General features: G+C 63.0%; 23 protein-coding genes. 6 read left to right on the top strand and 17 right to left on the bottom strand.

What is annotated here, in order from left to right; genetic code table 11:
- Positions 1 to 30: 30 nt before the first annotated feature.
- Both IB263_RS08960 and IB263_RS08965 read right to left on the bottom strand, forming a co-directional pair.
- Entirely contained in the window at positions 31 to 1,011 is a 981-nt protein-coding gene (locus IB263_RS08960) for an ABC transporter substrate-binding protein (RefSeq protein ID WP_192438323.1), read from the bottom strand.
- 157 nt (positions 1,012 to 1,168) lie between these two features.
- Positions 1,169 to 2,095 carry a peptidoglycan-binding domain-containing protein gene (locus IB263_RS08965; protein ID WP_034793270.1) on the bottom strand — a complete coding sequence of 309 codons (927 nt, stop codon included), beginning with the start codon at positions 2,093 to 2,095 and terminating at the stop codon, positions 1,169 to 1,171.
- A 233-nt stretch (positions 2,096 to 2,328) separates the two neighbouring features.
- On the opposite strand from IB263_RS08965, the gene IB263_RS08970 reads away from it, so the two are divergent.
- Both IB263_RS08970 and IB263_RS08975 read left to right on the top strand, forming a co-directional pair.
- A complete protein-coding gene (locus IB263_RS08970; protein WP_192438325.1) occupies positions 2,329 to 2,799 on the top strand; it encodes a carboxymuconolactone decarboxylase family protein in 471 nt (156 codons plus the stop codon).
- The gene (locus IB263_RS08975; RefSeq protein WP_192438327.1) at positions 2,799 to 3,656 is read left to right on the top strand and encodes a sigma-70 family RNA polymerase sigma factor; all 858 of its coding nucleotides are present in this window, start codon (positions 2,799 to 2,801) and stop codon (positions 3,654 to 3,656) included. Before IB263_RS08970 ends, IB263_RS08975 begins: the two co-directional genes overlap by 1 nt.
- Before the next feature lie 27 nt (positions 3,657 to 3,683).
- On the opposite strand, the gene IB263_RS08980 is transcribed toward IB263_RS08975, so the two are convergent.
- Positions 3,684 to 4,091, bottom strand: coding sequence for a RidA family protein (locus tag IB263_RS08980; RefSeq protein WP_034793253.1), 408 nt, complete (start codon positions 4,089 to 4,091; stop codon positions 3,684 to 3,686).
- 170 nt (positions 4,092 to 4,261) lie between these two features.
- Between IB263_RS08980 and IB263_RS08985 the strand changes: the two genes are divergently transcribed.
- The gene (locus tag IB263_RS08985; protein ID WP_060516192.1) at positions 4,262 to 4,858 is read left to right on the top strand and encodes a TetR/AcrR family transcriptional regulator; all 597 of its coding nucleotides are present in this window, start codon (positions 4,262 to 4,264) and stop codon (positions 4,856 to 4,858) included.
- 38 nt (positions 4,859 to 4,896) lie between these two features.
- Here the strand turns inward: IB263_RS08985 and IB263_RS08990 are convergent, their stop codons facing one another.
- The 7 genes from IB263_RS08990 to IB263_RS09020 form a co-directional block, all read right to left on the bottom strand.
- Positions 4,897 to 6,801, bottom strand: a complete 1,905-nt coding sequence (locus tag IB263_RS08990; protein WP_192438330.1) for an adenylate/guanylate cyclase domain-containing protein — start codon at positions 6,799 to 6,801, stop codon at positions 4,897 to 4,899.
- Positions 6,802 to 6,947: 146 nt separating this feature from the next.
- Complete coding sequence (locus tag IB263_RS08995) at positions 6,948 to 7,553, bottom strand: deaminase (protein ID WP_034793244.1); 606 nt, start codon at positions 7,551 to 7,553, stop codon at positions 6,948 to 6,950.
- Between the two features lie 245 nt (positions 7,554 to 7,798).
- Positions 7,799 to 9,298, bottom strand: a complete 1,500-nt coding sequence (locus tag IB263_RS09000; RefSeq protein ID WP_371273165.1) for a nucleobase:cation symporter-2 family protein — start codon at positions 9,296 to 9,298, stop codon at positions 7,799 to 7,801.
- Between the two features lie 387 nt (positions 9,299 to 9,685).
- On the bottom strand, positions 9,686 to 10,024 hold the full coding sequence (locus IB263_RS09005) for a hypothetical protein (RefSeq protein ID WP_060516099.1): 339 nt from the start codon (positions 10,022 to 10,024) through the stop codon (positions 9,686 to 9,688).
- 159 nt (positions 10,025 to 10,183) lie between these two features.
- Positions 10,184 to 10,822, bottom strand: coding sequence for a glutathione S-transferase family protein (locus IB263_RS09010; protein WP_192438332.1), 639 nt, complete (start codon positions 10,820 to 10,822; stop codon positions 10,184 to 10,186).
- Between the two features lie 85 nt (positions 10,823 to 10,907).
- Entirely contained in the window at positions 10,908 to 11,255 is a 348-nt protein-coding gene (locus IB263_RS09015) for a hypothetical protein (protein WP_192438335.1), read from the bottom strand.
- 92 nt (positions 11,256 to 11,347) lie between these two features.
- Entirely contained in the window at positions 11,348 to 13,783 is a 2,436-nt protein-coding gene (locus IB263_RS09020) for an arylsulfatase (protein WP_192438337.1), read from the bottom strand.
- 309 nt (positions 13,784 to 14,092) lie between these two features.
- Here IB263_RS09020 and IB263_RS09025 point away from each other — a divergent pair, with 309 nt between their 5' ends.
- Positions 14,093 to 15,106 carry an aldo/keto reductase gene (locus IB263_RS09025; protein ID WP_089043569.1) on the top strand — a complete coding sequence of 338 codons (1,014 nt, stop codon included), beginning with the start codon at positions 14,093 to 14,095 and terminating at the stop codon, positions 15,104 to 15,106.
- Positions 15,107 to 15,334: 228 nt separating this feature from the next.
- Here IB263_RS09025 and IB263_RS09030 read toward each other — a convergent pair whose 3' ends face one another.
- From IB263_RS09030 to IB263_RS09045, 4 genes are all read right to left on the bottom strand, one after another.
- The gene (locus tag IB263_RS09030; protein WP_089043567.1) at positions 15,335 to 16,276 is read right to left on the bottom strand and encodes an HlyD family secretion protein; all 942 of its coding nucleotides are present in this window, start codon (positions 16,274 to 16,276) and stop codon (positions 15,335 to 15,337) included.
- Positions 16,273 to 16,560, bottom strand: a complete 288-nt coding sequence (locus IB263_RS09035) for a DUF3302 domain-containing protein (protein ID WP_060583259.1) — start codon at positions 16,558 to 16,560, stop codon at positions 16,273 to 16,275. The genes IB263_RS09030 and IB263_RS09035 overlap by 4 nt, the downstream gene beginning before the upstream one ends.
- A gap of 138 nt (positions 16,561 to 16,698) precedes the next feature.
- Positions 16,699 to 18,201 carry a M81 family metallopeptidase gene (locus tag IB263_RS09040; protein WP_113189648.1) on the bottom strand — a complete coding sequence of 501 codons (1,503 nt, stop codon included), beginning with the start codon at positions 18,199 to 18,201 and terminating at the stop codon, positions 16,699 to 16,701.
- A 292-nt stretch (positions 18,202 to 18,493) separates the two neighbouring features.
- Positions 18,494 to 19,282: a transporter substrate-binding domain-containing protein gene (locus tag IB263_RS09045; RefSeq protein ID WP_226020703.1), complete on the bottom strand. Its 789-nt coding sequence runs from the start codon at positions 19,280 to 19,282 to the stop codon at positions 18,494 to 18,496.
- A gap of 243 nt (positions 19,283 to 19,525) precedes the next feature.
- Between IB263_RS09045 and IB263_RS09050 the strand changes: the two genes are divergently transcribed.
- Positions 19,526 to 20,437 (top strand): LysR substrate-binding domain-containing protein, encoded by a 912-nt coding sequence (locus tag IB263_RS09050; protein WP_051659269.1) that lies wholly within the window; start codon positions 19,526 to 19,528, stop codon positions 20,435 to 20,437.
- Between the two features lie 85 nt (positions 20,438 to 20,522).
- Here the strand turns inward: IB263_RS09050 and IB263_RS09055 are convergent, their stop codons facing one another.
- Complete coding sequence (locus IB263_RS09055) at positions 20,523 to 21,506, bottom strand: aldo/keto reductase (RefSeq protein ID WP_192438340.1); 984 nt, start codon at positions 21,504 to 21,506, stop codon at positions 20,523 to 20,525.
- A 71-nt stretch (positions 21,507 to 21,577) separates the two neighbouring features.
- On the opposite strand from IB263_RS09055, the gene IB263_RS09060 reads away from it, so the two are divergent.
- A complete protein-coding gene (locus IB263_RS09060; protein WP_060528767.1) occupies positions 21,578 to 21,973 on the top strand; it encodes a MerR family transcriptional regulator in 396 nt (131 codons plus the stop codon).
- Here the strand turns inward: IB263_RS09060 and IB263_RS09065 are convergent.
- Together IB263_RS09065 and IB263_RS09070 are read right to left on the bottom strand one after the other, a co-directional pair.
- Positions 21,921 to 22,991, bottom strand: a complete 1,071-nt coding sequence (locus IB263_RS09065; protein WP_192438342.1) for an NAD(P)-dependent oxidoreductase — start codon at positions 22,989 to 22,991, stop codon at positions 21,921 to 21,923. The genes IB263_RS09060 and IB263_RS09065 overlap by 53 nt on opposite strands.
- Before the next feature lie 27 nt (positions 22,992 to 23,018).
- The gene (locus tag IB263_RS09070; RefSeq protein WP_060583254.1) at positions 23,019 to 23,597 is read right to left on the bottom strand and encodes a TetR/AcrR family transcriptional regulator; all 579 of its coding nucleotides are present in this window, start codon (positions 23,595 to 23,597) and stop codon (positions 23,019 to 23,021) included.
- Positions 23,598 to 24,064 lie beyond the last annotated feature (467 nt).

A 24,064-nucleotide genomic window follows, 5' to 3' on the forward strand; every position in this document is an offset into this window, starting at 1 on the left:
GCGCATCGTTGCGTTCAAGCATTCCCGGGATCAGTTCGTACCGAAGATGCCGGAGAAGGTTTTGAGATCCGCGTCGGAGTTCTTCACGGCCTCGGCCGCATTGACCGGCAGCACCTTGATCGTCTCGCGGGCCGGATAGCCCGCAGGCAGCGCCACGCCGTTGCGGGCCGGGATATAGCCCATCTTCACCGCCGTCTTCTGGCCTTCCTCGGACAGCAGGAAGTCGACGAACTTCTTCGCCGCCTCGACGTTCTTGGCGGTCTTCAGGATGCCGACGGGCTCGGTCACGGCAGACACGCCCTCGGCCGGGAAGACGAATTCCACCGGCGCGCCCTTGGCCTTCTCGCGGATCGCCATGAAATCGACGAGCATGCCATAGGCCTTCTCGCCGGTCGCAACCGCCTTCAAGACGCCGCCATTGCCGCCGGCAGCCGTAGCACCGTTCTCGGCGAGCGCCTTGTAATAGTCCCAGCCGAGGCCATCAATGCCGGTCAGGGTCTGAGCGTGAATGAGAGCCGCACCCGAGGTCAGCGGGCTCGGCATGGTGACGAGGCCCTTGGCCTCCGGCTTGCTGAGATCCTGCCAGCCTTCAGGCTTCATGGCGGCGGAGGTGTTATAGACGATGCCGGTCGTGATCATCTTGGTGGAGTAATAGGCGCCGTCCGCATCATAGAGTGCCGCGTCGTAGCTTGCCGCTTCAGGCGACTTGTAGTCGGCGAGATGGCCTGCTTCCTTCAGCCGCTGCATGGTCACGGTGTCGGCGATGAGCAGCACGTCGGCCACCGGATTGCCGGCCTCGATCTCTGCCATCAGCTTGGCCATGATCTTGGTCGTGCCCTCGCGCACCCATTCCACCTCGATGCCGGGATTGGCGGCCTGGAACGCGTCGACCGTCGCCTGCGCATCCTCGTTCGGCTGGCTGGTATAGAGCACCAGGCTCTCGGCAGAGGCCGCGGTCGAAAGCAGGCCTGCGACAACAGCGCCGGCAAGGACGGAGACAAACGATTTCATGGATACACCCTCGTGTTGAAACTGGCGCCGAGGGATAGGGCCACCCTTTTACAGGGGTATGACAGAACCGGGGGACGCGCGATCTGTGGCCCCCGATGCAGGTCGCGCAAATGTGTGCAACGGTTTTGCGGCGACGACGTGCTTCACGCGATGAGCTTTAGCGCGCGCCCGTCGACATCTGGCTGCGGTGGAGCACATAGGCATTGGCCAGTGTGTAGAGGAACTCGCGGTCACTGTAGTGCGCATAGTGGTCCAGCCTGTAGACGCGCGCGAAATTTCGGGCAGCGACCTCGAACTCCGGTCCGAGCGCATTGTCGACATCGCCAAAATAGAAGCCGATGGCCTTCAGGTATTTCTGAATGAGGCGAAGGTCGCCCTCCGCCGACTGGATGGTCAGCTTGTTGAATTCGTTGGTGGTGAAGATCGACAGGTCGTCATTGGTGTTGCGGTGCTCGAAGGTCATGACATAGCCGAGGTTCTCCGCAGCGATGAAGGCGTGCATCGTCTTCAGGATGACGTTGTACTCGACCGGCCGGCCGCTCAAGGGCGCCATGCCACGGTTGAAGAGCAGCATCATCGAGGCGATCCTCGACGTCATGGAAAAGGGACTGCTCGGCGAATAGCCGAGCACCTCGAAGACGCAGCCGGCGGCCTGATAGTCCTCGGCCGGATCGAGCACCCGGCGCAGATACTCGTTGTCCACACCGATAATCCGGTTGTCCTTGCCATAGTGAAGCCGGCCCTTGATGGGAGCGCCCTCTTGGGTCGCGGCCTGGCCCGCCTCGACGGCCAGCTCGCGAATGGCCATGCCGAGTCGGCCCATCAGCATTGTCGCGATTACCGCCTCGACAGCGGCCTTTTCCATGCCGTTTCGGGGAATGACCGCACTGCCGTGGCCGACATAGGCATCGAGCGCGCCGAAGCTTGCTGCGAATTCTCCCTGGAGCTGGCCATACCAGTTAGGCAAAAGCGCCTTCAGCGCAAAGCTTCGCCTCTCCAGCTTCCGCCACAGCGCCGCAAAGTCGTTAATGGTGATCTCGAAGACATACGGAATATCGAGTGCGGCATTGAATTCGTCTGCCATTGAGTACCTCCCGAAGCACTCGGCACCACCACCTGCAATAAAGGATCCCCCAGGCTACACTCACATATCGGCCGAATGCGGCATAGTCATCCAAACGGGTTAGTGCGGCGCGGCATGCGCCGGCTCCGCACAAAACAATCCACACTGGAGTTTTCAAAAAAAATTCGCGGCCATGTCACACCGGCCGTCGCTCGCTCGTCATGGTATCGGAACCAACGAAAGGAAACGGAACCATGACTGCCAAGATCGACCTTTTCGCCGCTGCCCCGCAACTGATGAAGAGCTGGACCAGTGTCTCGATGGCCGTTGCCGCGAGCTTTGACGCCACTATTATCGAACTCGTGAAAATCCGCGCCTCGCAGATCAACGGCTGCGCCAACTGCATCAACATGCACACCCAGGAAGCCCGCGAAAAGGGCGAGACGGAACAGCGCATCTACCTGCTTTCCGCCTGGCGCGAAGCGCCCTGCTATTCCGATCGCGAGCGCGCCGCGCTAGGCTGGACAGAATCGCTGACGCGGCTTTCGGAAGGCCACGGCCATGAAGCGGCCTATCAGGCGCTGAAGTACCATTTCACCGAGGAGGAACAGGTGAAGCTCACGCTGATGATCAACGTCATCAACGGCTGGAACCGTCTGGCCGTCGGCTTCGGCCTCTGGGTCGATCCGGCAGCCGCCAAGGCCGCCGCGCAGGCTGCCGCCTGATGGCGGAAAGCGCCCATGAGGACGCAGCGGCGGTTTTCGACCCGTTGCGTCCGAAGCTCGTCCGCGTCGCCTACCGCATGCTCGGCTCGGTCGCCGATGCGGAGGACATGGTGCAGGAGGCCTTCATCCGCTGGATGGGGGCCGACCGCACATCCGTGCGCGAGCCGGAGGCGTTTCTGCGTCGCACCGTCACGCGGCTCTGCCTCGACCAGTTGAGATCCGCGCGGCTGAAGCGCGAGACCTATGTCGGCCCCTGGCTTCCCGATCCGGTCGTCGAGGAGGAGCCGGAGGACGACGTCACCCTGCCCCTGATGCTGGCACTCGAACGGCTCTCGCCGCTGGAGCGCGCCGCCTTCCTGCTGCACGACGTCTTCGGCCAGAGCTTCGATGAGGTAGCGGCAACGATCGACCGCGACGCCGCCGCCTGCCGCCAGCTTGCGGCCCGGGCCCGCACCCATGTGCGCGAGGAACGCCCCCGCTTCCAGATCGAGCAGCAGCGCGGCCTGGAACTCGCCAACGCCTTCTTTGCCGCCTCCCGCCACGGCGATATGAAAACGCTCGGCTCCATGCTCGCAGCCGATGTCAGCGTACATTCCGACGGCGGCGGCAAGCGCCCGGCCGCCCTGCAGCCGATCCTCGGCTTCGACGCTGTGATGAAGGTGCACGCGCAACTGGCCGCCCTCTTTGCCAAGCACGGCTCGACGCTCGTGCGCGCCGGCTTCATCAACGGCCTGCCCGGCTTTGTCACCCGGGAGGCCGATGGCGAACTGCAGACGACTGCGCTGGAGATCGAGAACGGCAAGGTCGTGGCGATCTACGTCGTGCGCAACCCGGACAAGCTGGTGCATTTGCACTAGAACCCGGGTTGCCACGTTCCCAATGATCTACGCGGCCAGTTGGCCAGCCGGAATCCGCGCGATCACCTTGATCTCGAAATCGAAACCGGCGAGCCAGTTGACGCCGATGGCGGTCCAGTTGGGATAGGGCTTTTCGCTGAAGATCCGGTTCTTGACGGCCATGATCGTCTCGAACTGGTGTTCGGGATCGGTGTGGAAGGTCGTCACATCGACGATGTCGTCGAAGCTGCAGCCGGCTGCCGCGAGCGTCGCTTCGAGATTGTCGAAGGCGCGTTCGACCTGGCGTTCGAAATCCGGCTCCGGGGTGCCATCCTCACGGCTCCCCACCTGCCCCGAGACGAACAGCAGGTCCTGCGACCGGATGGCCGCGGAGTAGCCGTGCGCCTCGTAGAGCGCATGACGATTTGCCGGAAAGATTGCGTTGCGTTTGGTCATCGGTCTGATCCTTCTCGTAAATTGAGGGCGCGCAAACGGGCGCGCGCTGCCGTTTCAGGCAGAACTTCACAAAACCCGCTTCATTTGATATACGGAACGTATCTGAAATAGCGAAATACGACGCGTATGTCAAATCCATATACGCGCCGTATCTGAATTTGAGGTCAATGATGGCCAGAAGCCGCCAGGAAACGATGGAGGAAAACCGCGCGAAGCTGATTTCGGCCGGCCGAAAGGCCTTTGCCGAAAAGGGCTATGCGGCGGCCTCGATGGATGAGTTGACCGCCGATGTCGGGCTGACGCGCGGCGCGCTCTACCACAATTTCGGCGACAAGCGCGGGCTCCTGGCCGCGGTCGTAACCCAGATCGACGGCGAGATGGCCGCCCGCGCCAAGCAGATCGGCGCAGATGCGGCAGCCGGTGACCACTGGCAGGCGATGCTTGCCGAAGGGGCCGCCTATATCGAGATGGCGCTCGATCCCGAAGTCCAGCGCATCGTTCTGCTCGATGGCCCGGCCGTGCTCGGCGACCCCTCGAAATGGCCGAGCCAGAACAGTTGCCTGCTGGCGACGAAGCGATCGGTAGAGCAACTGCTGGACAAGGGCGTGCTGAAGCCGGTCGATCCGGAAGCGGCCGCGCGGCTCTTGAGCGGTGCCGCCCTCAACGCTGCCCTCTGGGTCGCCGCCAGCGACGAGCCGAAAGCGGTCTTGCCGAAGGCGATCGAGGCCTTCCGCGCCATGGCCACCGGCCTGCTGGCGGAGCGCTGATCCGCCCCGTTGGGCGGTGGTCGTCGCGGCGGCAAGGACTAACGGGCGTTCGCGCTCACCAGCTCCCAGAGGTCGATGCCTCCCGAGCGCCCCTTCACGTGCACCATCCCCATCGCGCGGAAGTCGAAGAGCTCGGCAACCGCAGACTGCACCGCCCCGCTCACCAGGATCGACGTGTTGAACTCCTTGTTCAGCCCTTCGAGCCGCGAGGCGACGTTGATCGTGTCGCCCATGGCCGTGTATTGCTGCCGCGCGATCGCGCCGAAGCTGCCGACGACCGCCGGCCCCGTATGCACGCCAAAGCGCGTGAACAGCTCCGGCCGGCCGCCTTTGCGGTTGGTCTCGTTCAGGCGATCGACCGCCGCCTTCATCGCCAGCGCGCAATGACAGCCATTCTCGATGTGCTGCGGATCGGCAACCGGCGCGTTCCAGATGACGAAGATGCTGTCGCCGAGATACTGGATCACGGTCCCGTGGTACTGCTCGGCCACCGTGTTCAGCATCTCGAAATAGGCCGAGAGAATATCGACGACTTCCTCCGGCGAATGCTGTTCGGAGATGGTGGTGAAGTCGCGCACGTCGGTGAAAAGCGCCGTCACCTCCTGCCGCCTGCCCCGGACCGCCGCTCCGCCCTCAGGATCGATGATCCGGCGCACCACCTCGCGCGGAACATAGAGCGCAAACTGGACGATAGCGCGCCGGCTGGCGGAAAGCGCGCCGCCAAGCGTATTGATCTCGGTGATCCAGGAATGCGGGGCGTCCGTGCCGGCAAAGTTCAGGTCACCGATCCGCCGCGCCTCGTCGGCGAGGTGATAGAGCTTGCGGCTGATCACGCGTGACAGCATGAGCGAGCCGACCACGCCGGCCACCAGCACGGCTGCGGCAATCATGAGGTTGCGCACCAGGAGCCGGTTTGCCTGCACCACCAGATCCTGCAGCGGCACGACGATCGCGACCGAGCTGCCCTTGAAGAGGCCGGATACGCTGACGGGTGCCATCTGGACCAGATAGCGCTCGCCGGCAAAATCGGCTTCGGCAAGACCACCGCCCGCATAGGCGGGATCCTTGCGCAGCCCGGCGACGACGTCGAGGCTGGGATCCAGGCTGCGCATGCCGGCGCCGCCACCACCCGACCAGGCGCCGAGGATTGTGCTCATGACCGCGGGATCGGAATGGGCGACGAGGTTGTTGTCGTTGCCGATGACATAGGACCGGGCCCGCGATGAGATCTCGCGCGCATCGAGAAGGCGGCTGATGGTCTGAAGGTGGATGTTGGTGCCGACCACGATCCCCTCCTTGCCCTTCAGCGGAACGGCGAGCGCCAGCGTCGGAACCTTCAGCGTTCCCGTGACATAGGGCCCGACGGAAACCGGACCGCCGGCTCGCAACGCCGTCTGATACCAGGGGCTCTGCCGCGGGTCGAAATTGGTGCGCTCGAACGGACGCTCCCCGATCGTCTGCGCCGCAGCGTCGAGGAACCGAAGGGTCGAGACGGTGCCCGCGTCCTTGGCATGCGCAAGCAACCGAACGGCAAAGGCGGTGCCTGCCGGTGCCGCCAGACTTTGGCGAACATAGTCTCGCCCCGTGTTGATCACCTGCAGGTAGGATCCATCAGGATAGCCGGCGTAGACGCTCGTCGCGTTGGAAACGCTTCTGAGCACCTCCAGGAAGAACTGCTCCTTCGGCTGCAGGTCGCCCGGCGGCGCGACGGCCAGCTGCGGCACGGTGGACGCAAGCGCGACCGCCTCGTGGCCGCCCTCGAGCGCATTCCTGTAGCCCTCGATCAGCCTCAGGCTCATCTCGCGCATGTGCTTTTCGCCGGCAAGGATCGCCGCCTGCCGCCCCTGGCTGAACGCCATCCAGATGATCGGCGTCGCCGTTAAGATGAGCAGCGCCACGACGAGCACGCTGAGATGCACCCTGAGAGGCCTGGACCAGTTCACGCAATTCCCCCGAAACGCGACTGTATGGAGGCGACCCTAGCACCTGCCCTGGCGAGGAGGAATGCATATTCTTTCAAAGAAATAGGCCATTTCAATCTCTGATGAGAGAATGAAATGGCCCGGTACAGGTGACGGCTTTTCGAGCGTCAGTTCAGCGGAATGGCGTTGCCGTCCTTGCTGTCCTGATAGACGGAGGAGAGATCGTCGTATTTCGCCCGGATCGCCTCGGCGCGGGCCTTGAGTTCCTGGCGTTGCGGCTCGGGCAGAGCGTCGATCAGCGCGTGGATCGACTGGCCCTTCCAGAAGGCATTGGTGCGGTTGTAGCCGCCCGGCTCCAGCGTGAAGACCTCCTTCAGGATCTTCAGGTCATGCGGAATGGAGAAACTGTCGCGGGAATCCTCGTGGCTGAAGAAGTAGAAGAAATTGTCGAAACCCGCCCAGGTGATCGCCGAAAGGCACATCGAGCACGGCTCATGCGTCGAGAGGAAGATGAGGTCGCGGCTGTCCGGCCGCTTCTCGCCTTCGATCTCGTAGAACCGCTTCAGCGTGTGCACTTCGCCGTGCCAGAGCGGGTTTTCCGTCTCGTTGTTGGTTTCGACAAGCACGGTCGAAAGATCGGATTTGCGCATCAGCGCCGCGCCGAAGATCTTGTTGCCGGCGGCAACGCCCGCTTCCGTTGCCGGAATGATGCCCTTCTCCATCGTGTGAAGCAGCGCATCGAGCAGCGCGTAATTGTCGGTCTCACGTGTCATTCCCAATGTCCTTTTGTTGGGTTTTTCAATCAACGCCAGGAAAAACAGGAAGCGGTTTCCTGCCCGGAATGGCGGGTTTCACAAGCAACTCCAGAAAAAGTGCGAAGCGGTGTTTCGTCCGGAGTTGCGTGTCTCAAAACAATCCCAGGAAAAGTGCGATGCGGTTTTCCCTCCGGGATTGCGTAATTCAAAGCAACCCCAGGGAAAGCAGTCTGGGATTGCATCATTTCAGGGAGCTTGCCGGTTCAGTGCGCCTCCGCCGCAATCAGCGGCACCTCGGTGCCCTTGGCATCGTAGAGCTTGCCGTTGAGGAAGTAGTCGCCGTCGTGCAGCCTTGCGATGTCCTGGTAGCGGATCGTGCGTTCGGTTGCAGCCACGAAGACCGACTGCTGGTCGGAATTGCCTGCGGTGAAGTGATTGAACAGGAGGTTGAGCAGGATCGCCATGACGGCCGCCGACGAGATGCCCGAATGGAAGATCGTGGCGACCCAGGCCGGGAAATGCTCGTAGAAGCCGGGGGCCGCAATCGGGATCATGCCGAAGCCGATCGAGGTCGCGACGATCACCAGGTTCATGTTGTTGTTGTACTCGACCTTGGACAGCGTGCGGATGCCGCTTGCCGCAACCGTGCCGAAGAGCACGATGCCGGCGCCACCAAGCACCGAGGTCGGCACCGAGGCGACGACGCGACCCATGATCGGCAAGAGGCCGAGCGTTACCAGGAACAGGCCGCCCGTTGCCACCACGTAACGGCTCTTCACGCCCGTCACCGCCACGAGGCCGACATTCTGGGCAAAGGCGCTCTGGGTGAAGGAGCCGACGACCGGCGCGAGAATGCTCGACAGCATGTCGGCACGAAGGCCGTCACCAAGCCGGCGCGAATCCACCTTGGTTTCGACGATCTCACCGACGGCGAGAATGTCGGCCGAGGTCTCGACCAGCGTCACCATGATGACGATCAGCATCGAGATAACAGCCGCAAGTTCGAAGGTCGGATAGCCGAAATGGAAGATCCTCGGCAATGCGAAGACCGGGCCGTTTGCAACTTGCGAGAAATCGGTCATGCCGGCGACATAGGCAATGCCGGTACCGATAACGATCGACAGCAGGATCGAAAGCCTGGAGATCGAAGCGTTGCCGAGTTTGCTCAAGAGCAGCACGATGATGAGCGTGACCGCCGCAAGCTGGATATTGGCGGTGCTGCCGAAGTCCGGCGCCGCCTTGTTGCCGCCCATCGCCCAGAATGCCGCAACCGGCATCAGCGTCAGGCCGATGGTGGTAATGACGATGCCGGTGACGAGCGGCGGGAAGAAGCGGGTGATGCGCGAAAACACCGGCGTGATCAGAAGGCCGATCAATGAAGCCGCGATGACCGCACCAAGGATCGCCGGAATGCCGCCATTGCCGGAAATGGCGATCATCGTGGCGACACCCGAGAACGAGACGCCCTGCACCAGCGGCAGGCGGCTGCCGAAGAATGGCACGCCGATCGTCTGCAAGATGGTGGCGAGGCCACCGGCGAAAAGCGAGGCGGTGACGAGCAGGCCGACATCGCCGGAATTCAAGCCCGCCGCCTGGCCAAGGATCAGCGGAACGGCGACGATGCCGCCATACATGGTCAAGACGTGCTGCAGGCCATAGGCGAGGTTCGCGCCGATGCTCAGCCGTTCGTCTTCCGGATTTTGCGCCGGATTCTGGGTATGCGTAGTGTCCTCTGAAATGCTTGCCAAGGGTATCTCCTCCATACCTTCGCGATATGTCCCGTCTCCAGCGGGACAACCAAAAGGGTACTGAAGGTAGGCAAATCTCGCTTTCCTAAAAAAGGCGAAACACCTTTCGGGTTTTGGGCGGGAATGGTTGGGGCGGGAATATCTGCCGCAATCGGTCTTTTTTTAGCGGTTTCCGACGCTTTCAACCGCAAAATCCGATCGCCAGGGGCAATCTGCTCCACCGATAGGCCATTCAAAGGAGAGCAGAGATCATCGCATTGCGCAATGGTCGCGGCGCTCTCGTACCGCTTTCCCCGCCGATCGAAGGGCACAATGAAGCCGAGGCGGCCGCCGGCACCGCCCGTGTTACCGTTGCCTTCACTGCGAAAGTTCCAGCCCAGCACCAGTTGGACGCGACTGCCCCTAGAGGCTGCAGCCCGGATGCTTGTAGAGATCGGCCTGCGACAGATCCGGCGGGCATGGCGTGCTCTTGCCGCTCCCTTGGCCGCAAGCCGAGGGCTTGATCTGCGAGATCGCCGAGTAGTGTCCCTGGGAGACATGCACCCGGACGCAGGTCTTGGTGCCGGCATTCCACCAGGTATTGTTGCCGCCGACGTCGACATAGCCCCTGGACTGCATCTCGCTCTCGGCGCCAGGCGCGCGTGCGCCGACGAGATCGGCGATATCGGCCGGCGATTTGGCAAGGGTTGCTGTCGGAAGGGACATCAATGCTGCTGCTGCGATTGCGACTGTGAAACGCATCGGACGAATTCCTTCTGAGCAAGAAGAGGCTGTTCGCATGCTAGCGCGACTGTATTAGCAGAGGAGAAAATGGAAGGCGAGAACAATCACGCAACCTGCGAATGCGCGGCGACAACCACCGGCCGTCGCCGCCGCTCGACGGCAGGCAAAGGCCGCCGCTCAGCCTGATATCGGAGGCAACGCGGGCGCATCAAGCCCGCGGAACGGATCGCGCCAGGCGTCGATCGCCTCGAGCTGCCCGGCCCAGCGCGCAAGTGCCGGATAGTCCGCGAGCGGCAGCCTTGCCACATCATTGTAGGGCAGGAATGTTGCCATGCGAAAATCGGCGTAGGAGACCGCCTCGCCGACCAGCCAAGCGTGACCGGAGAGTTCGGCATCGAGCAGCCGGGCCGCCTTGTGGAACGCCTTCATCCCCTCCTCCACCATGGCCTCGTCACAAGTGCCGATGCCGTAGCGCAGCTTGGTGCCGCGCTCCCAATGCACCATGTCACAGGCCTTCACGAAGTTCTCCTTGCCCCAGCTGATCCAGCGGACCATCTCCGGCTCGTCGTCATTCCTTCGCCAGAGGTTGGAGCCGACCTGGCGCGAGAGAAAGCAGGCGATCGCATCCGCCTCCCACAGCGCCCGGCCGGGACGCTCCAGGATCGGCAAAAGCAGGTTGGGATTGAGCGGCCGATAGCGGTCCGCCTGCCCCGGCGCCAGCGGCTCGGCATATTCGAACGCGACCTCTGCCTTCAGAAATCGGGCCGTGGCGACCGCCAGGCGCGGATTGGGGTTGCGGCTGAAATAGAGCTTCATGCGGCTTGGTCCTCCGTGTGCACATCCTGAAGACGCACGAATGCTGCGTTTGCCGACAGAGATCGAGACAAAATCGACCGGGACTCTAGCCGGCGCCGGGCGTGTGACGACCGCGCCAGAGCAAGACCGACAGCACCGCATGAACTGCGATCGCAGGCCACAGAAGGACGCCGCTGGAGCCATCCGTCAGTCCGAACCAGGCCAGATAGAGCGTGACGGCCGCACTGTAGATCAGCATGCCGATGAGGCGTGAGTTCTTCCAGCAGGCAACGCCGAGGGCGATCAGGGCAATTCCCGCCACCCGGGCCGTCGGGACCGCCGGCCCGGTGAGTAGCTCGCCAAGCAGCACCTGCCCCACGAGCGAAGGCGCCACCACCAGTGCGAGCCCTGTTGCCATCTCCCCGAAGGCGGCGAGATCAAGCACGCGTATCATCGGAACGCACCTCTGCCAGTCGTTTGTGTCCGGGCCTTGCGATGCAAGGTCGCCAGAGCGTCCCATGTGCGTTCACGTGAACGCACGGCGCTCTAGGGCGTTGCGTTTGGCTTCAATTCGAAAGTCAGTTTGTCGATCTTGCCCGTAAAGCGGAAGGGCGTGTCGTAGCGGTGTTCCAAAAGGGCGACGCCGGTGCGCGTGTCGAGACCGACGTCGAAGGTCTCATCCTCGGGGAAAGTGACCGGGATGCCATGATCGATGCTGTTCCTGGCGACCTCCTTGCCGTCCACCGACAGAACGCCGGTGCCCCCGGCGCCAAGTCCCTTTCCATCCGACTTGAAGTCGAAGACGATCCTGTGTTTGCCGGGTTCGAGTTCCGGTCCTTCCCACAGGGTGCGCTTGAGGTCGAGGAGATTGTAGAGGAACACGACCTTCCCACTGCCGACACCGAAGTCGCCCTGGCTGAGGAAGAGGCCGTAACCGCCAAAGCGGCCACCCTCGGTGACGATCATGCCTTGCGCACCGCCGTCGGGTATCTCGACATCGGCCGTAATCGTATAGGACTTGTTCAAGGTGCTCGGCGCAGCGCTGGCCGGCACACCACTCAGTTCGCCGCGATAGGTGAATTCCGTACGGCCGGCCGTCAGGTTCGGCCGCGGGGCATTCCAGCGTGCGAGCGTCGAATTGTCGAGCGGCAGCACGTTGTACTTCTTCGCCTCGGCATAGAAGAGGTCCTGCAATTCCTTGAGTTTGTCAGGCATTTTGGCGGCAAGATCGGTGAATTGCGTCGGGTCTTCATCGACGTTGTAGAGTTCCCAGTTGTAGCCGGTGATCACGTCGGGCGGCGTCTTGGTGCTGAGTTCCCACGGCAATGTCGCGGGCGTCGTCGCGGCGACCCATCCGTCGTGGTAGATCGCGCGGTTTCCCAGCATCTCGAAGTACTGGGTCTTGTGTTCGGTCGGCGCAGCGGCATTCGCCTTGTCCCATGTGTAGGCCATGCTGACGCCTTCGATCGGCTCCTGTTTGATGCCGTTGATCGTCTCCGGTTGCGGGATGCCTGTCGCCTCCAGGATCGTCGGCACGATGTCGATGAAGTGGTGAAACTGCGCGCGGACACCGCCAGCGTCGTTGATATGGCCGGGCCACGACATGACCATGCCCTGCGCCGTCCCGCCGAAGTGCGATGGCACCTGCTTGACCCACTTGAACGGTGTCCCCATCGCCCAGGCCCAGCCGGCTGCGAAATGCGGGAATGTCCGCTCCGAACCCCAGAACGGATACCAGAGAAACTGGTCCTTCACCGGAACGTCGACGCCGTTGAATGTGGTGAACTCATTCGGCGTGCCGTTGAGCATGCCCTCGGCGCTCGCGCCGTTGTCGCCGCCGATGTAGATGATCAGGGTGTTGTCGAGCTCGCCGATATCTTCCACCGCCTGGATGACGCGCCCGATCTCGTTGTCGGCATAGGCAAGGTAGGCGGCGTACACATCGGCCTGCCTGATGAACAGTTTCTTCGCCTCCAAACTGAGGGAATCCCATTGCGGCAACCCCTCCGGCCACGGCGTGAGCTTCGCGTTCTCAGGCATGATGCCGAGCCGCTTCTGATTGGCGAAGATCGTCTCGCGCACCTTGTTCCAGCCCTCGTCGAAGAGGTGCATGTCGCTGATCTTCTTGATCCATTCGGGCGTCGGGTGGTGTGGTGCATGGGTGGCACCGGGCACGTAGTAGACGAGCCAGGGCTTGCCCGGGGCGATCTCGCTCAACTGCCTGATGTGCTGGATCGCCTCGTCGGCCATGGCCGTTTCCAGGTTCCACTTGGGATTGCCTTCAAACGGATAGATGGCCGTGGTGTCGCGGAACAGGTTCGGCTGCCACTGGCTCGCATCGCCGCCGACGAAGCCATAGAAATAATCGAAGCCCATGCCCGTCGGCCACTGGTTGAAGGGGCCCGCCTGGCTCGATTGATAGGACGGCGTGTTGTGGTTCTTGCCGAACCACGCGGTGGCGTAGCCATTTTCCTTGAGGATCGTGCCAACAGTGCCTTTCTCGATCGGGATGATCGAATCGTAGCCCGGATATCCGGTCGCAATCTCCCCGACGACCCCGTAGCCAACCGAATGGTGATTGCGCCCGGTGATCAGCGCCGCACGAGACGGCGAGCAGAGCGATGTCGAGTGGAAGTTCGTGAAGCGCAACCCCTCCTTGGCGATGCGGTCCATGGCCGGTGTCGGAATGACGCCGCCAAAGGTGCTGGGCGCACCGAAGCCCTGATCGTCCGTCATGATCAGCAGCACATTGGGCGCGCCTTTCGGCGGCACGACCCGCGGAGCCCACCAGGGCGTCGATTCCGAGGCCTTTTCCTTGATTACACCGCCAAAAGCCGGACTTGGTGACGGAAGCTGCTTACCCGTAATTGTTGTCGTCGCTCCCGGGGCGCCGAGCGTCCCTGAAACCTGCTGTGCCCATGCGGACGTAAAACCAAGCGCGAAGAAGGCTGCACCCGCAAGCATGCTCTGGCCAATGGTCATGGCGAACACCCCTATTGCAGATCGTTGAATCTCCACCGATTTAGGCTAGTCTAATATACGCAAACCAGACCCGAGACGCGAGAAGTTTACGACCGGTGTTCTCCATCCGATCCGTCGCAGACGGTCTGCCCGATGGCTTCCCCGGAACACTTCACCAGTTATCCGGCTCCGAACATCGCATCTGTGAATTCGTTTCCCATATCCTGCGAAGCGTACCCCGCTACCGGGACTCCGCTCCCTGACCTATTTTTCCAAACAACGGCGATGCACCGCATCACCTGCCCCATCGATCAGCAAAGGACAGGACACATGACACTCAAGGATATTCTGCCCGGTAAGCTCGGTTTCGGCGCAGCCCCGCTCGGCAACATGTTCCGCGAAATCCCCGAAAAGGAAGCGCTTGCCACCGTCGAGGCCGCCTGGAACGACGGCATCCGCTATTTCGACAACGCCCCGTTCTACGGCGCCGGCCTTGCCGAGATCCGCATGGGCGAAGCGCTCGGCGGTCGCCCGCGTGACGAATACGTCATCAGCACCAAGGTCGGCCGGGTCATCCTCGACGAGATAGAGGACGTCAGCGCCCGCGACCTTGGGGAAAAGGGCGACGTCTTCCGCTATGGCCGCCCCAACAAGATCGTCAACGACTACTCCCATGACGCCACCCTGCGGTCGATCGAGGACAGCCTCAAGCGCCTGAAGACCGACCGGATCGAGATCGCCTTCGTTCACGACGTTGCCCAGGATTTCTACGGCGACGAATGGCTCGACGTTTTCGAGACGGCGCGCAAGGGCGCCTTCAGGGCGCTCGACCGGCTGCGCGACGAAGGCGTGATCAAGGCCTGGGGGCTCGGCGTCAACCGGGTGGAGCCGATCGAATTGCTGCTCGCGCTCGAGGGTCCGCGTCCCGATGGCTTCCTGCTTGCCGGCCGCTATACCCTGCTTGACCATGACCGCGCGCTCCAGCGCGTCATGCCCGAGGTCACCAAGCGCGGCCTCGGCATCGTCGTCGGCGGCCCCTATAGCTCCGGCGCGCTCGTCGGTGGCCCGAACTTCGAGTATGCCCCGGCCACGCCGGCAATTCTCGACAAGGTCGCGCGTATCAAGGCGATCGCCGACCGTCACGGCATCTCGATGAAGGCGGCCGGCCTGCAGTTCTCGCTCGCCAACCCCGCGGTTGCCGCCGTCATCCCCGGCGCCAGCCAGCCGAGCCGCATCGCCGAAGACCGCGCCGCCCTGAACGAGGCCGTGCCGGCCGACTTCTGGCGGGACTTGAGGGCAGCCGGTCTCGTCAACCCGGAGGCGCCGCTACCGATTGCCGGCTAAGCAATTCCAGGAAAAGTGCGCAGCGGTTTTTCGTCCGGAATTGCGTCGTTTGGCCAAGCAATCCCAGGAAAAGTGTGAAACGGTTTTCCGCTAGGACTTGCGACATTTGGCCAAGCAATTCCAGGACAAGTGCGCAGCGGTTTTCCGTCCGGAATTGCGAGAAACCGTCCTATCCTCGCCCGTCTTCCAGCGGGCGGGGCAGCCGGTGGCACCCCGCCGCGCAGCCGATCAGAACGGATTGACGTAGTTGGTGATCGCGATCTGGCGCAAAAGCACCCGGCGGATCACATGCGCCACCTTCACCCGGTCGGTGAAGATGGCCGCGTCCCCCGTGGCGCCGGCCGGCAGCCGTGCGGCGAAAGCCTGGTCGTCGAGTTTCACCCGCACGATGAAGGGCGCGGCGGAGACTGCCTCCGGGGTCACCGCCGTGCCGGACACCCGGGCTTGCCCGGAGGCGATCGCCTGCAGCACGCCCTCGACCTCACCGGTATAGGTCTCGCCGGGCGCAAACTTGAAGGTCGCCTCCACCATCTGGCCGGGCTCTATATAGCGCGCATCGATCTGGTTGATCTCGACCCCGATGATCGTCTCGGAGGTGTCGATAAAGGCCATGGCCGGCGACAGCGGCAGCGTCGTCACGCGCGCGCCCTTGCGCAGCGCAAGGTTGGTCACGTAGCCATCGGCAGGCGCCCGCACCGTCGTCTTGCCGAGTTCCCACTCGGCATTGCTGATCTGGGCTCTCAGATTGTCGACGTCCGCCTGGCGTTGCTGCACGTCGAATTCGGTTGCGGCATCGCGCGACTGCAGCTTCGTCATCTGCGCAAGCCGCAGCTCCTGCAGCGAAAGCTGCGCCTGCAACGCGTCTACCTTCGCCTGGTAGGGCACGGGGTCGATGCGGAAGAGCACGTCGCCGGCTTTCAGGGGGCTGTTGGAGGCGACCGGCACCTCCGTGACCTCGCCGGCGACATCGGGCACGATCGCCACCGAATTGCGCACCACCAGCGCCTTGCCCTGCGGCGCCCCCCAGTTCATCGGAATGAACAGGCCGACGAGGAGTAACAGGAACACGATCGCCGGCGAAATCTTCCAGAACAGGTTGAAAGGCACGATCCTGAATTTCACCAGGCAGAAGAGGATCGCCAGATAGACATTGAAGAGAAAGACGATCATGACTGGCCCGCCTCGCTCGGATGAACCTCGCCCGCAGGGGTCGCCGCCGGATGCGCGCCGCTCGGGCGCGGCACGTCGACATAGGCCCAGATGAGCGCGATCGGCCACAGCGCGAAGCCGAGGAACAGCGTCACCCAGCCCGCCACATTGACCGCCTCGCTCCAGGGATGATTGCGCCTTTTCGCGATCGACCCCGGCAGCATGGCGAGAAAGATCAGCACGGCGACCGTGCTCACCACGAGCACGATCAGCACGATCCAGGCGAAGAGATCGATAAAACTCATGAAGTTGCGCTCCCCTTCACGACGGGGACGCTAGACCCAAAGCCGGGCACTGCGGAAGTACGTAACGGTTACCGCGCCATACGGCTGCCCCTTTAGAGGGCGCAGGCATGAACCTTGGCCCGCGAACGGCAGCCCGCCTCAGCCGAGTTCGCCGTGATCCAGCGGATAGACCGGCCGCCGCACCCGCTGGAATTTGCGCGCGCCGATATTGGCACTGCTGAGGCCCGTGCCGTCGATCTCGACGATCTCGGACGCGATCGGACCGAAGGCGGCGCGGAAGTGCTGCTGCGATTTGACGACGACGATCTGATAGTCGGACGGCTCGATGCCGACGGCGCGGAAGAGGTTGCGATCGAGCATCTGCTGGCGTTCGCTGCAAATGAGGATGTCTATGCCTTCGACATGAAAGCGCACGCTCGGCCCCATCGTCGCCGGCAGCCCTTGAAACATCGGCCCCTCGAAGACGATCCTGCCGTCCGAAATCGCCTCCACCCTGCCCTTGATCGTGATCGGCCCGCCGCCGACTTCAGGGTCGATCTTGCAGCCGAGCGTAACCTCGCGTGTCGCACCGATGCCGGCGGCGATCAACTCGGCCACGACTTCCGGATCGCAGAGCGCGCCGAAAGCCGCGTTTCGGACGCCGGTATCGAGCAGCCTGGCGAGCACGCAGGTGGAATCGCTATAGGCGCCGCAGCCGGGATTGTCGGAGAAGTCGGCAATGACCAACGGCCCGGCCCCATCTTTCGCAAGATGCGCCGCGACGATGCCGGGCAGCGCGTCGAGCGGCAGCTGCACATCCTGGTGCTCGCGCCGGTCCCAGATCTCGCGGCAGAGACGCTCGGCCTCGGCTTCCGCGTCTTCGGCCGCCACCCGGTTGCGGTCGTAGCAGATAACCGCCGATGGGCCGGTATTGAAGATATCGGCATCGTAGAAGCCGGCATTGATCGAGGTCGCCAGCATGCCGTCGCGCGCCGCGATCCCGTCGGCAATTTCGAGCAGCTCGGTCATGGCGCAGGCATGGGTCGTGCGCCCGTCGTTGCAGCCGTTCAGCATCGGCGGCTGGCGGATGGCGAGCGCCGGCCGGATTTCGCCGCGCATGGCGCGCTCGAGCAGCGCGCCCGCCTTGTGGGCGCATTCGGCCATGTCCACATGCGGATAGGTGCGGAACGAGACGGCAATATCGAGCAGGCCGGCCATTTCGGGCGCCGAATTGGCGTGCAGGTCGAAGGTCGCGGCGATGGGAAGTTCCGAACCGACGATGCCACGCACCACCTCCAGAAGCTGGATCTGTGCATCGTCAGCCGTTTCCGTGCACATAGCCCCATGGAAGACGATAAACACGCCGTCGAGCCTTTCGCCGTCGAGCGCGCTGTGGAGATCCGCGACGAAGCGCTGCCGCATCGCCTCCTCGATCCTGCCGCCGGGTTCGGCCCGCGCCGCCACGGTATAGACCGGCTGCCAGCCGTACGTGTCGCAACAATCGATGAAGCCGCCGATCTCCGAATTGGTGCCGCGGCAATGGGTTTCTATCTCGGCGCCAACGAAATAGTGGCAGGCCTCGAAGTCCCTGAACCCGGTCTTGAGCTTCGAAAACGTGTTGGTTTCCTGGTTGAATTCGAGAACGGCGACCCGGAAGCTCATCCTATGCACTTTCATTTTGCTGACTGGAAAAATCGAGAAGACGGGCGCCGGGGAAAACGCGAAACCCCGACGCCGCGCCTGTTCTCCTGCCGCGTGATGCGTTGAACGCAGGGCGCGACAGGCGAATTCTGGATGGTTGGAGTTGAACCTTGGATCCGCGGCGGCCCCTCTCGGCACCTTTAGAAGAGACGCCCTCACGCATCTTTCGAGGAGTTGCCCCTCACCCTAACCGTCTCCCCGCAGGCGGGGAGACAGTGGCCGGCAGGCCGGATGAGGGGTAGAGCCACAAACCTCAGCGGAAATACTCGCTCGTGGTCTTCGGCTTTGCCATGATGTCGAAATCGAAATACTGCTTGCGGATCTTGTCGTAGGTGCCGTTTTCCATGATCGTCTTGAGGCCGGCATTGAGTTTGGAGAGCAGCGCCTCGTCGCCCTTGCGTACCGCCATGGCGTTGCCCTCGGCCGTGTCGAGCACGAAGCTCTCGCCGACAAAGGCGCAGCAGCCGCTTTCTTCCTTGGCCAGCCACTCGGTAAAGGCCATCTGCCCTTCGAGGATCAGGTCCAGCCGGCCGTTTTCCATGTCGAGAAACACTTCGCTCATCGTCGGATAGAGCTTCACTTCGCTATCGGGAAAAAACTCCTGCAGCGCCTCGACCGCGACCGAGCCGGACTGCGTGCCGATCACCTTGCCCTTCAGCGCCTCGGGCGAGATGTCCTTGAGGCCGAGATCCTTGCGGGCGACGAAGCGCATGGCGTTGAAATAGTAAGGGGTTGTGAAGTCGACCTGCGTCTTGCGGTCCGGGTTGATCGCCATCGAGGCGATCATCACGTCGAACTTCTTGGCCTGCAGGGCCGGGATGATGCCCGCCCACTCATTGGTGCTCCAGACACAGTCTACCTTGATTTCGGCGCAGACCGCCTGGCCGATATCGTAGTCGAAGCCTTTGATTTCGCCGGCTGCGGTCACATAGTTGAACGGCGCGTAATCGCCCTCGGTGCCGATCGCCAGCGTCTCGGCATTGGCGGTGCCGGTCGCAAACAGCGCGGCGATGACCGATGCGGTCATGAACTTCTTTTTCATCTCGTTCCCTCTGTCCTTCCTGTCGGCCACCCACGAAGTTCCGGTCGCAAGCGTGACCATTGGCCTGACCAAAGGAGCAACTTGCTTGAAACTATCTGGATTTTCGGCCGATTTCAGTTTTCGTTTTGCTTTATTATGCTTCGACAATGCGGGAGGTCTCCAGCCTTCGCAATGTGAAAGAAATCATTCCAGCTATCGAAAAAATTCATGTAGGCTGCAACCGATCCAGACCCGGAGCAACGGATGCGTGACCTGCCGAGCCTCAAATCCTTGCGCGCCTTCGAGGCGGCCGCGCGCAACGGCAGCCTGACGGCCGCCGCCGACGAGCTCTGCATCGGCCAGGGTGCGATCAGCCACCAGATCCGGAATCTGGAACTCAATCTCGGCCTTCGGGTCTTCGTCAGAAAACAGCACGGTGTCGAACTGACGCCGGAGGGCGGGTTGCTCTACGCCTCCTGCCAGCGCGCCTTCGACGATCTCGAAGGCGTGGTCCAGCACATCCGCCCACGCACGAGCGACAAGATCCTGCGCGTCCGGGTCGGCCCGTTCTTTTCGATGAAAGTGATCGCGCCCCGCATCTCCGAGTTTCTCGCCGCCAATCCCGGCGTGCAGATCCACCTCTCCCACCTCGAAACGATCACCGCCGGCACCGGCCCGGCCGACGTCACCATCGCCTATTGCCTGCAGCCCCCACCCGGACGCTTCACCCGCAAGCTCTTGCGCGAGCGCCTGGTTCCCGTCTGCGGCCGCGACCTCTGGCAGGGCGACAGGCAGGCACTGCTTTCCGGCAACCGGCTGCACTATCGCGGCCTTCAGGAGTGGCAAAGCTGGATCGCCTCCTCCGGCCTCGCCCTTCCGCGCAGCCGCCAGGACCTGATCTTCGACGACCAGCACATCATTCTCGAAGCGGTGAGAGAAGGCCAGGGCGTGGCGTTGATCGACCGCACCATGGTCGAACACGAACTCAAATCCGGCCAGATCCGCCTCGCCCACGACCATTTCTACGAGCCGCCCGAAACCTACCAGTTCGTCTGCCAGGAAGACCTCCTGCGCACCAAGCCGGTAACAAAGGCCTTTCTCAACTGGCTGATCGCCGAGATCGAGGAGCGCGAGCGGCAGAGCGCAGAGGCAGTGCAAACATCTGGCACAAGCTAGCCGTCGGCGGCCGGCGAGCGTCCCTCCTCCCCACCCAACACAAGAACCGGCCGCCGCACGCCCGTCGCGCACGGCGGTCGCACCCTTAGACGGCGGCTCCTTGCACAGCCCCGGCGAGCGGATCGAGCATGGCCGTTACATCATCGGGGAGGATGATGGACGCCGCCGCGACGTTCTCCTCAAGGCGGCTGCGCCTGCGTGTTCCGGGGATTGGCACCACCTTCGCATTCAACTTGCGGCCCTGCGTGTGCAGCCAGGCTAGTGCCAGCTGGGCCGAGGTAATGCCGAGGCCACGCGCGGCTTCCTCGACCTTTGCCACCACCTGCATGTTCGCCTGGTGGTGCTGCGATGCAAAGCGCGGGAAATTCCTGCGTGCATCTCCCTCCGTCAGGGATTGGGCAAAGGCCTGGCCGGTCAGCATGCCACGTCCGAGCGGGGAGTAAGGCACGAGCGTCACGCCGAGTTCGAATGCAGCGGGAACGACATCTTCCTCGATCTCACGCGTGAAAACAGACCATTCCGACTGCAGCGCTGCAATCGGATGGATGGCATGCGCGGCCCGCAGCTCCGCCGCGGACACCGCCGAGAGGCCGAGCCAACGGACCTTTCCGGCCGCGACCAAATCGGCCATCGCGCCAATGGATTCTTCGAGTGGTACGGCATCGGTGCGGCGATGCATGTAATACAGGTCGATGACATCGACACCCAGGCGCTTCAGCGAGCGGTCAGCGGCAGCACGAAGGAACTCGGGCCGGTTGTCTATGCTCCAGTCCTCTGGGCTTTGCGGCGTGCGCGCATAGCCGAACTTGGTGGCGATCAGGACCGCTTCACGATGCGTCCTGACGAAGGACGCAAGAAAGGCCTCGTTGGCGCCGATACCGTACATGTCCGCCGTGTCGAACAGGGTGACGCCGAGTTCGAGCGCCCGTTCCAGAGTGGCGCGAGATTCGGCCTCGTCCGTCGTGCCGTAGAACTCGCTCATGCCCATGCAGCCGAGGCCCTGGGCTCCGATCGGCGGGCCATCCGAGCCGAGTTGGACGCGGTGTAGAATCTTTTCCTTGCTTGTCATCATGGGTCTCCAATTCCAGACAAGCAGCTCTTATAAGTATTGACCATACTCTATGGTCAAGGGTTTGCTGCATGCTGATTTCGGAATTTGCGAAGGCCACGGAACTGCCGGTCGATACGATCCGCTTTTACATTTCCAAGGGGCTGCTGAAGCCGGAGCGCAGCGCCAAGGGCGGCTCTAATCCCTATCAGCTGTTCAGCCAGGAAGACGTTACCGCCGCGCGGATGATCCGGCTGCAACAGACGCTGGGTTACTCGCTGCGGGAGATTCAGGCCCTCAATGACGCCTATCGCGCCGGCGAAAATTCGCCCGCACGAACGGTCGAGATCCTGCAAACGCAGATCGCGCGACTAGAAGAGCGGAAGGCCGCGCTGGACGCGGCTCTCTCGTTCCTGCGCGGCAAGGTGGACTGGATCAAGGCAGGCAAGCCGGACACGGCGCCGCAACTGGAGGACTACCGGTGCTGACGGTCCGAAGCTCGTACAGCCCCTGCTCCCGCGAGATGACAGGAACATAGCCCAGCGCCAGCTTTGCCTTGCCGATATCAAGCGAGATCTCGACGGCCGACGTCGCATAGGCCTGTGATGTCAGCGGAACGCTGATCCTCCCCCTGGAGAGGGCAGCGAGCACATCGCCGCCCCAGGCAACGGCTCTGACGACGGCGCGGGGAACGGATTTTTCCGGCGGGACGATCCCTTGCGTTTCCAGAAGCTGCGAGACGAACGTCCTGAACGGCACGGCATCGCCATCGGTGATGAAATAGGCCTCCCCGCCCCGCCCGTTTGCAAGCGCAAGCGCCACGGCCTGGCACAGGTTGGCGATATGCGTGGTCGAGGTCAGATAGGTGCCTCCCGCGATCCAGGCGAGCTTGCCGGAGCGGGCAGCCTCGACCAGTGCCGGCAACGCCGTGGTATCGTCACGCCCCCAGACGAAGCGCGGCCGAAGGGCAACGACCGGGAAAGCCGGACTGCTGGCCGCAAGTGCTACACGCTCGGCCGCCGCCTTGCTGCGCGAATAGCTGCCGGCCGGGCGGCGCGGAAACGGCGCCGTCTCGTCCACCTGCACCAGCGGGTGCCCATCGGCAAGCACGGATTCGGTGCTGATATGGATCGCCTTGCGGATACCGGCGGCGCGGGCCGCCTCCATGACGATCCGCGTGCCATCCTCGTTCACCCGGCGCTGCTGCGGCGTGCCTGGTCCATGATCGGTATCGGCCGCCGCATGGACAAGCGCGTCGCAGCCCGCCATTCCCGCGGCGATGTCTGGACTGAGCAGGTCGCCCATAAAGGCCGTCGCACCGAGTTGGCGGACGCGGTCGGCCGCCTTCTGGCTGCGCGCCAGAGCGACAACAGAAGCGCCCGTCGTGACGAAATGGCGGATGAGGTTGCGGCCGACATAGCCGCTGCCACCGGTGATGAAGATGCGCCGGAACGGGGCGCGTTCGCCCGTGGCCACGGCGGATGTGGCATCGCATGCTTGGTTCATTTCGCTGCACCTATGAGGTTTGGACGCTTAGCGCTCGTCCGGAAGATCGGCTGCCTGCGGGGTTGCAGTCACGAGCCAGTTGATTTCGCGCAGCACCTCGTCGCGGTCTGCACGCGCAAAATGGTGAAAGTCGAGATATTCGAGGAACTTGAGACCCTCGAGCGCGAGATAGGCAAGCAACGCCCCGCGCGGCGACTGGGAGTTCTGGAGAATTCTCGCGATCGTCGCATCCTGGCTTGCCTGCATCTTCCGGCGCAAACCGGCATCGAGCGTAAGCGCCGCGCTGAGGTTCAGTGCCACCGCCCGGAATTCCTCGGGCGGCGGTTCGGCCGCAGCAACGATGCGCCCCCTGACCGCTCGATCCTGAATGTCTCCGATCTTCTGCTCGACCTGCGCATGGTGTGCGTTGTCGCGCTCAAACGCCCGGTCGACGACGGCCTCGATCAGCGCCTGCTTGGACTTATAGTCATAAAGCACACTCGCCTTGCTGACGCCGGCTTCCCTGGCGACGGCATCGACAGTCAGGTTGGCAGCGCCATCACGACCGACGACCCGTTCGGCGGCATCCAGCACCTGCTGTTGATCAATTGCGCGTTTCCGGCCCATGGCTTCATCCGATTTATTTCCGACCGGATGGTTATAAATAATTTATCGGCGCCTTTGTCAAGCGCGTCGGATCCCTCAGAAAGCTGGATCGCCTCCTCCGGCCCCACCCCATGCGCGCAGCGCCACGACCTGATCTTCGATGACCAGCACACCATTCTGAAGTAGTGAAAACGCAGCCGAACCCAGGACCGATCAGCGGTTGCTCGCGGACTACCGCGCCGATCCGCCTTTACACGAAGTCGAGAGAGCGTGATGTCGGAGACTGTATCCGCAGAACGGCGATGCCGGGTTGGGGCCTTGAAAGCAACCTCACGGAAGGCGACCCGCGCACTTGACCTTGCCCGTCGCGGTCCGGGGAATAGGCGAGACCTATCGCGACGACAAATACGCTCCGTGATTGCGCGGCAATGAATTCGCCACCGAAGCGACGTTGATGCGCGACTAAAATTGCTCGGCGCGGTCATGGT

It is taken from the genome of Ensifer sp. ENS03, assembly GCF_014852035.1.
Classification (GTDB): domain Bacteria; phylum Pseudomonadota; class Alphaproteobacteria; order Rhizobiales; family Rhizobiaceae; genus Ensifer; species Ensifer adhaerens.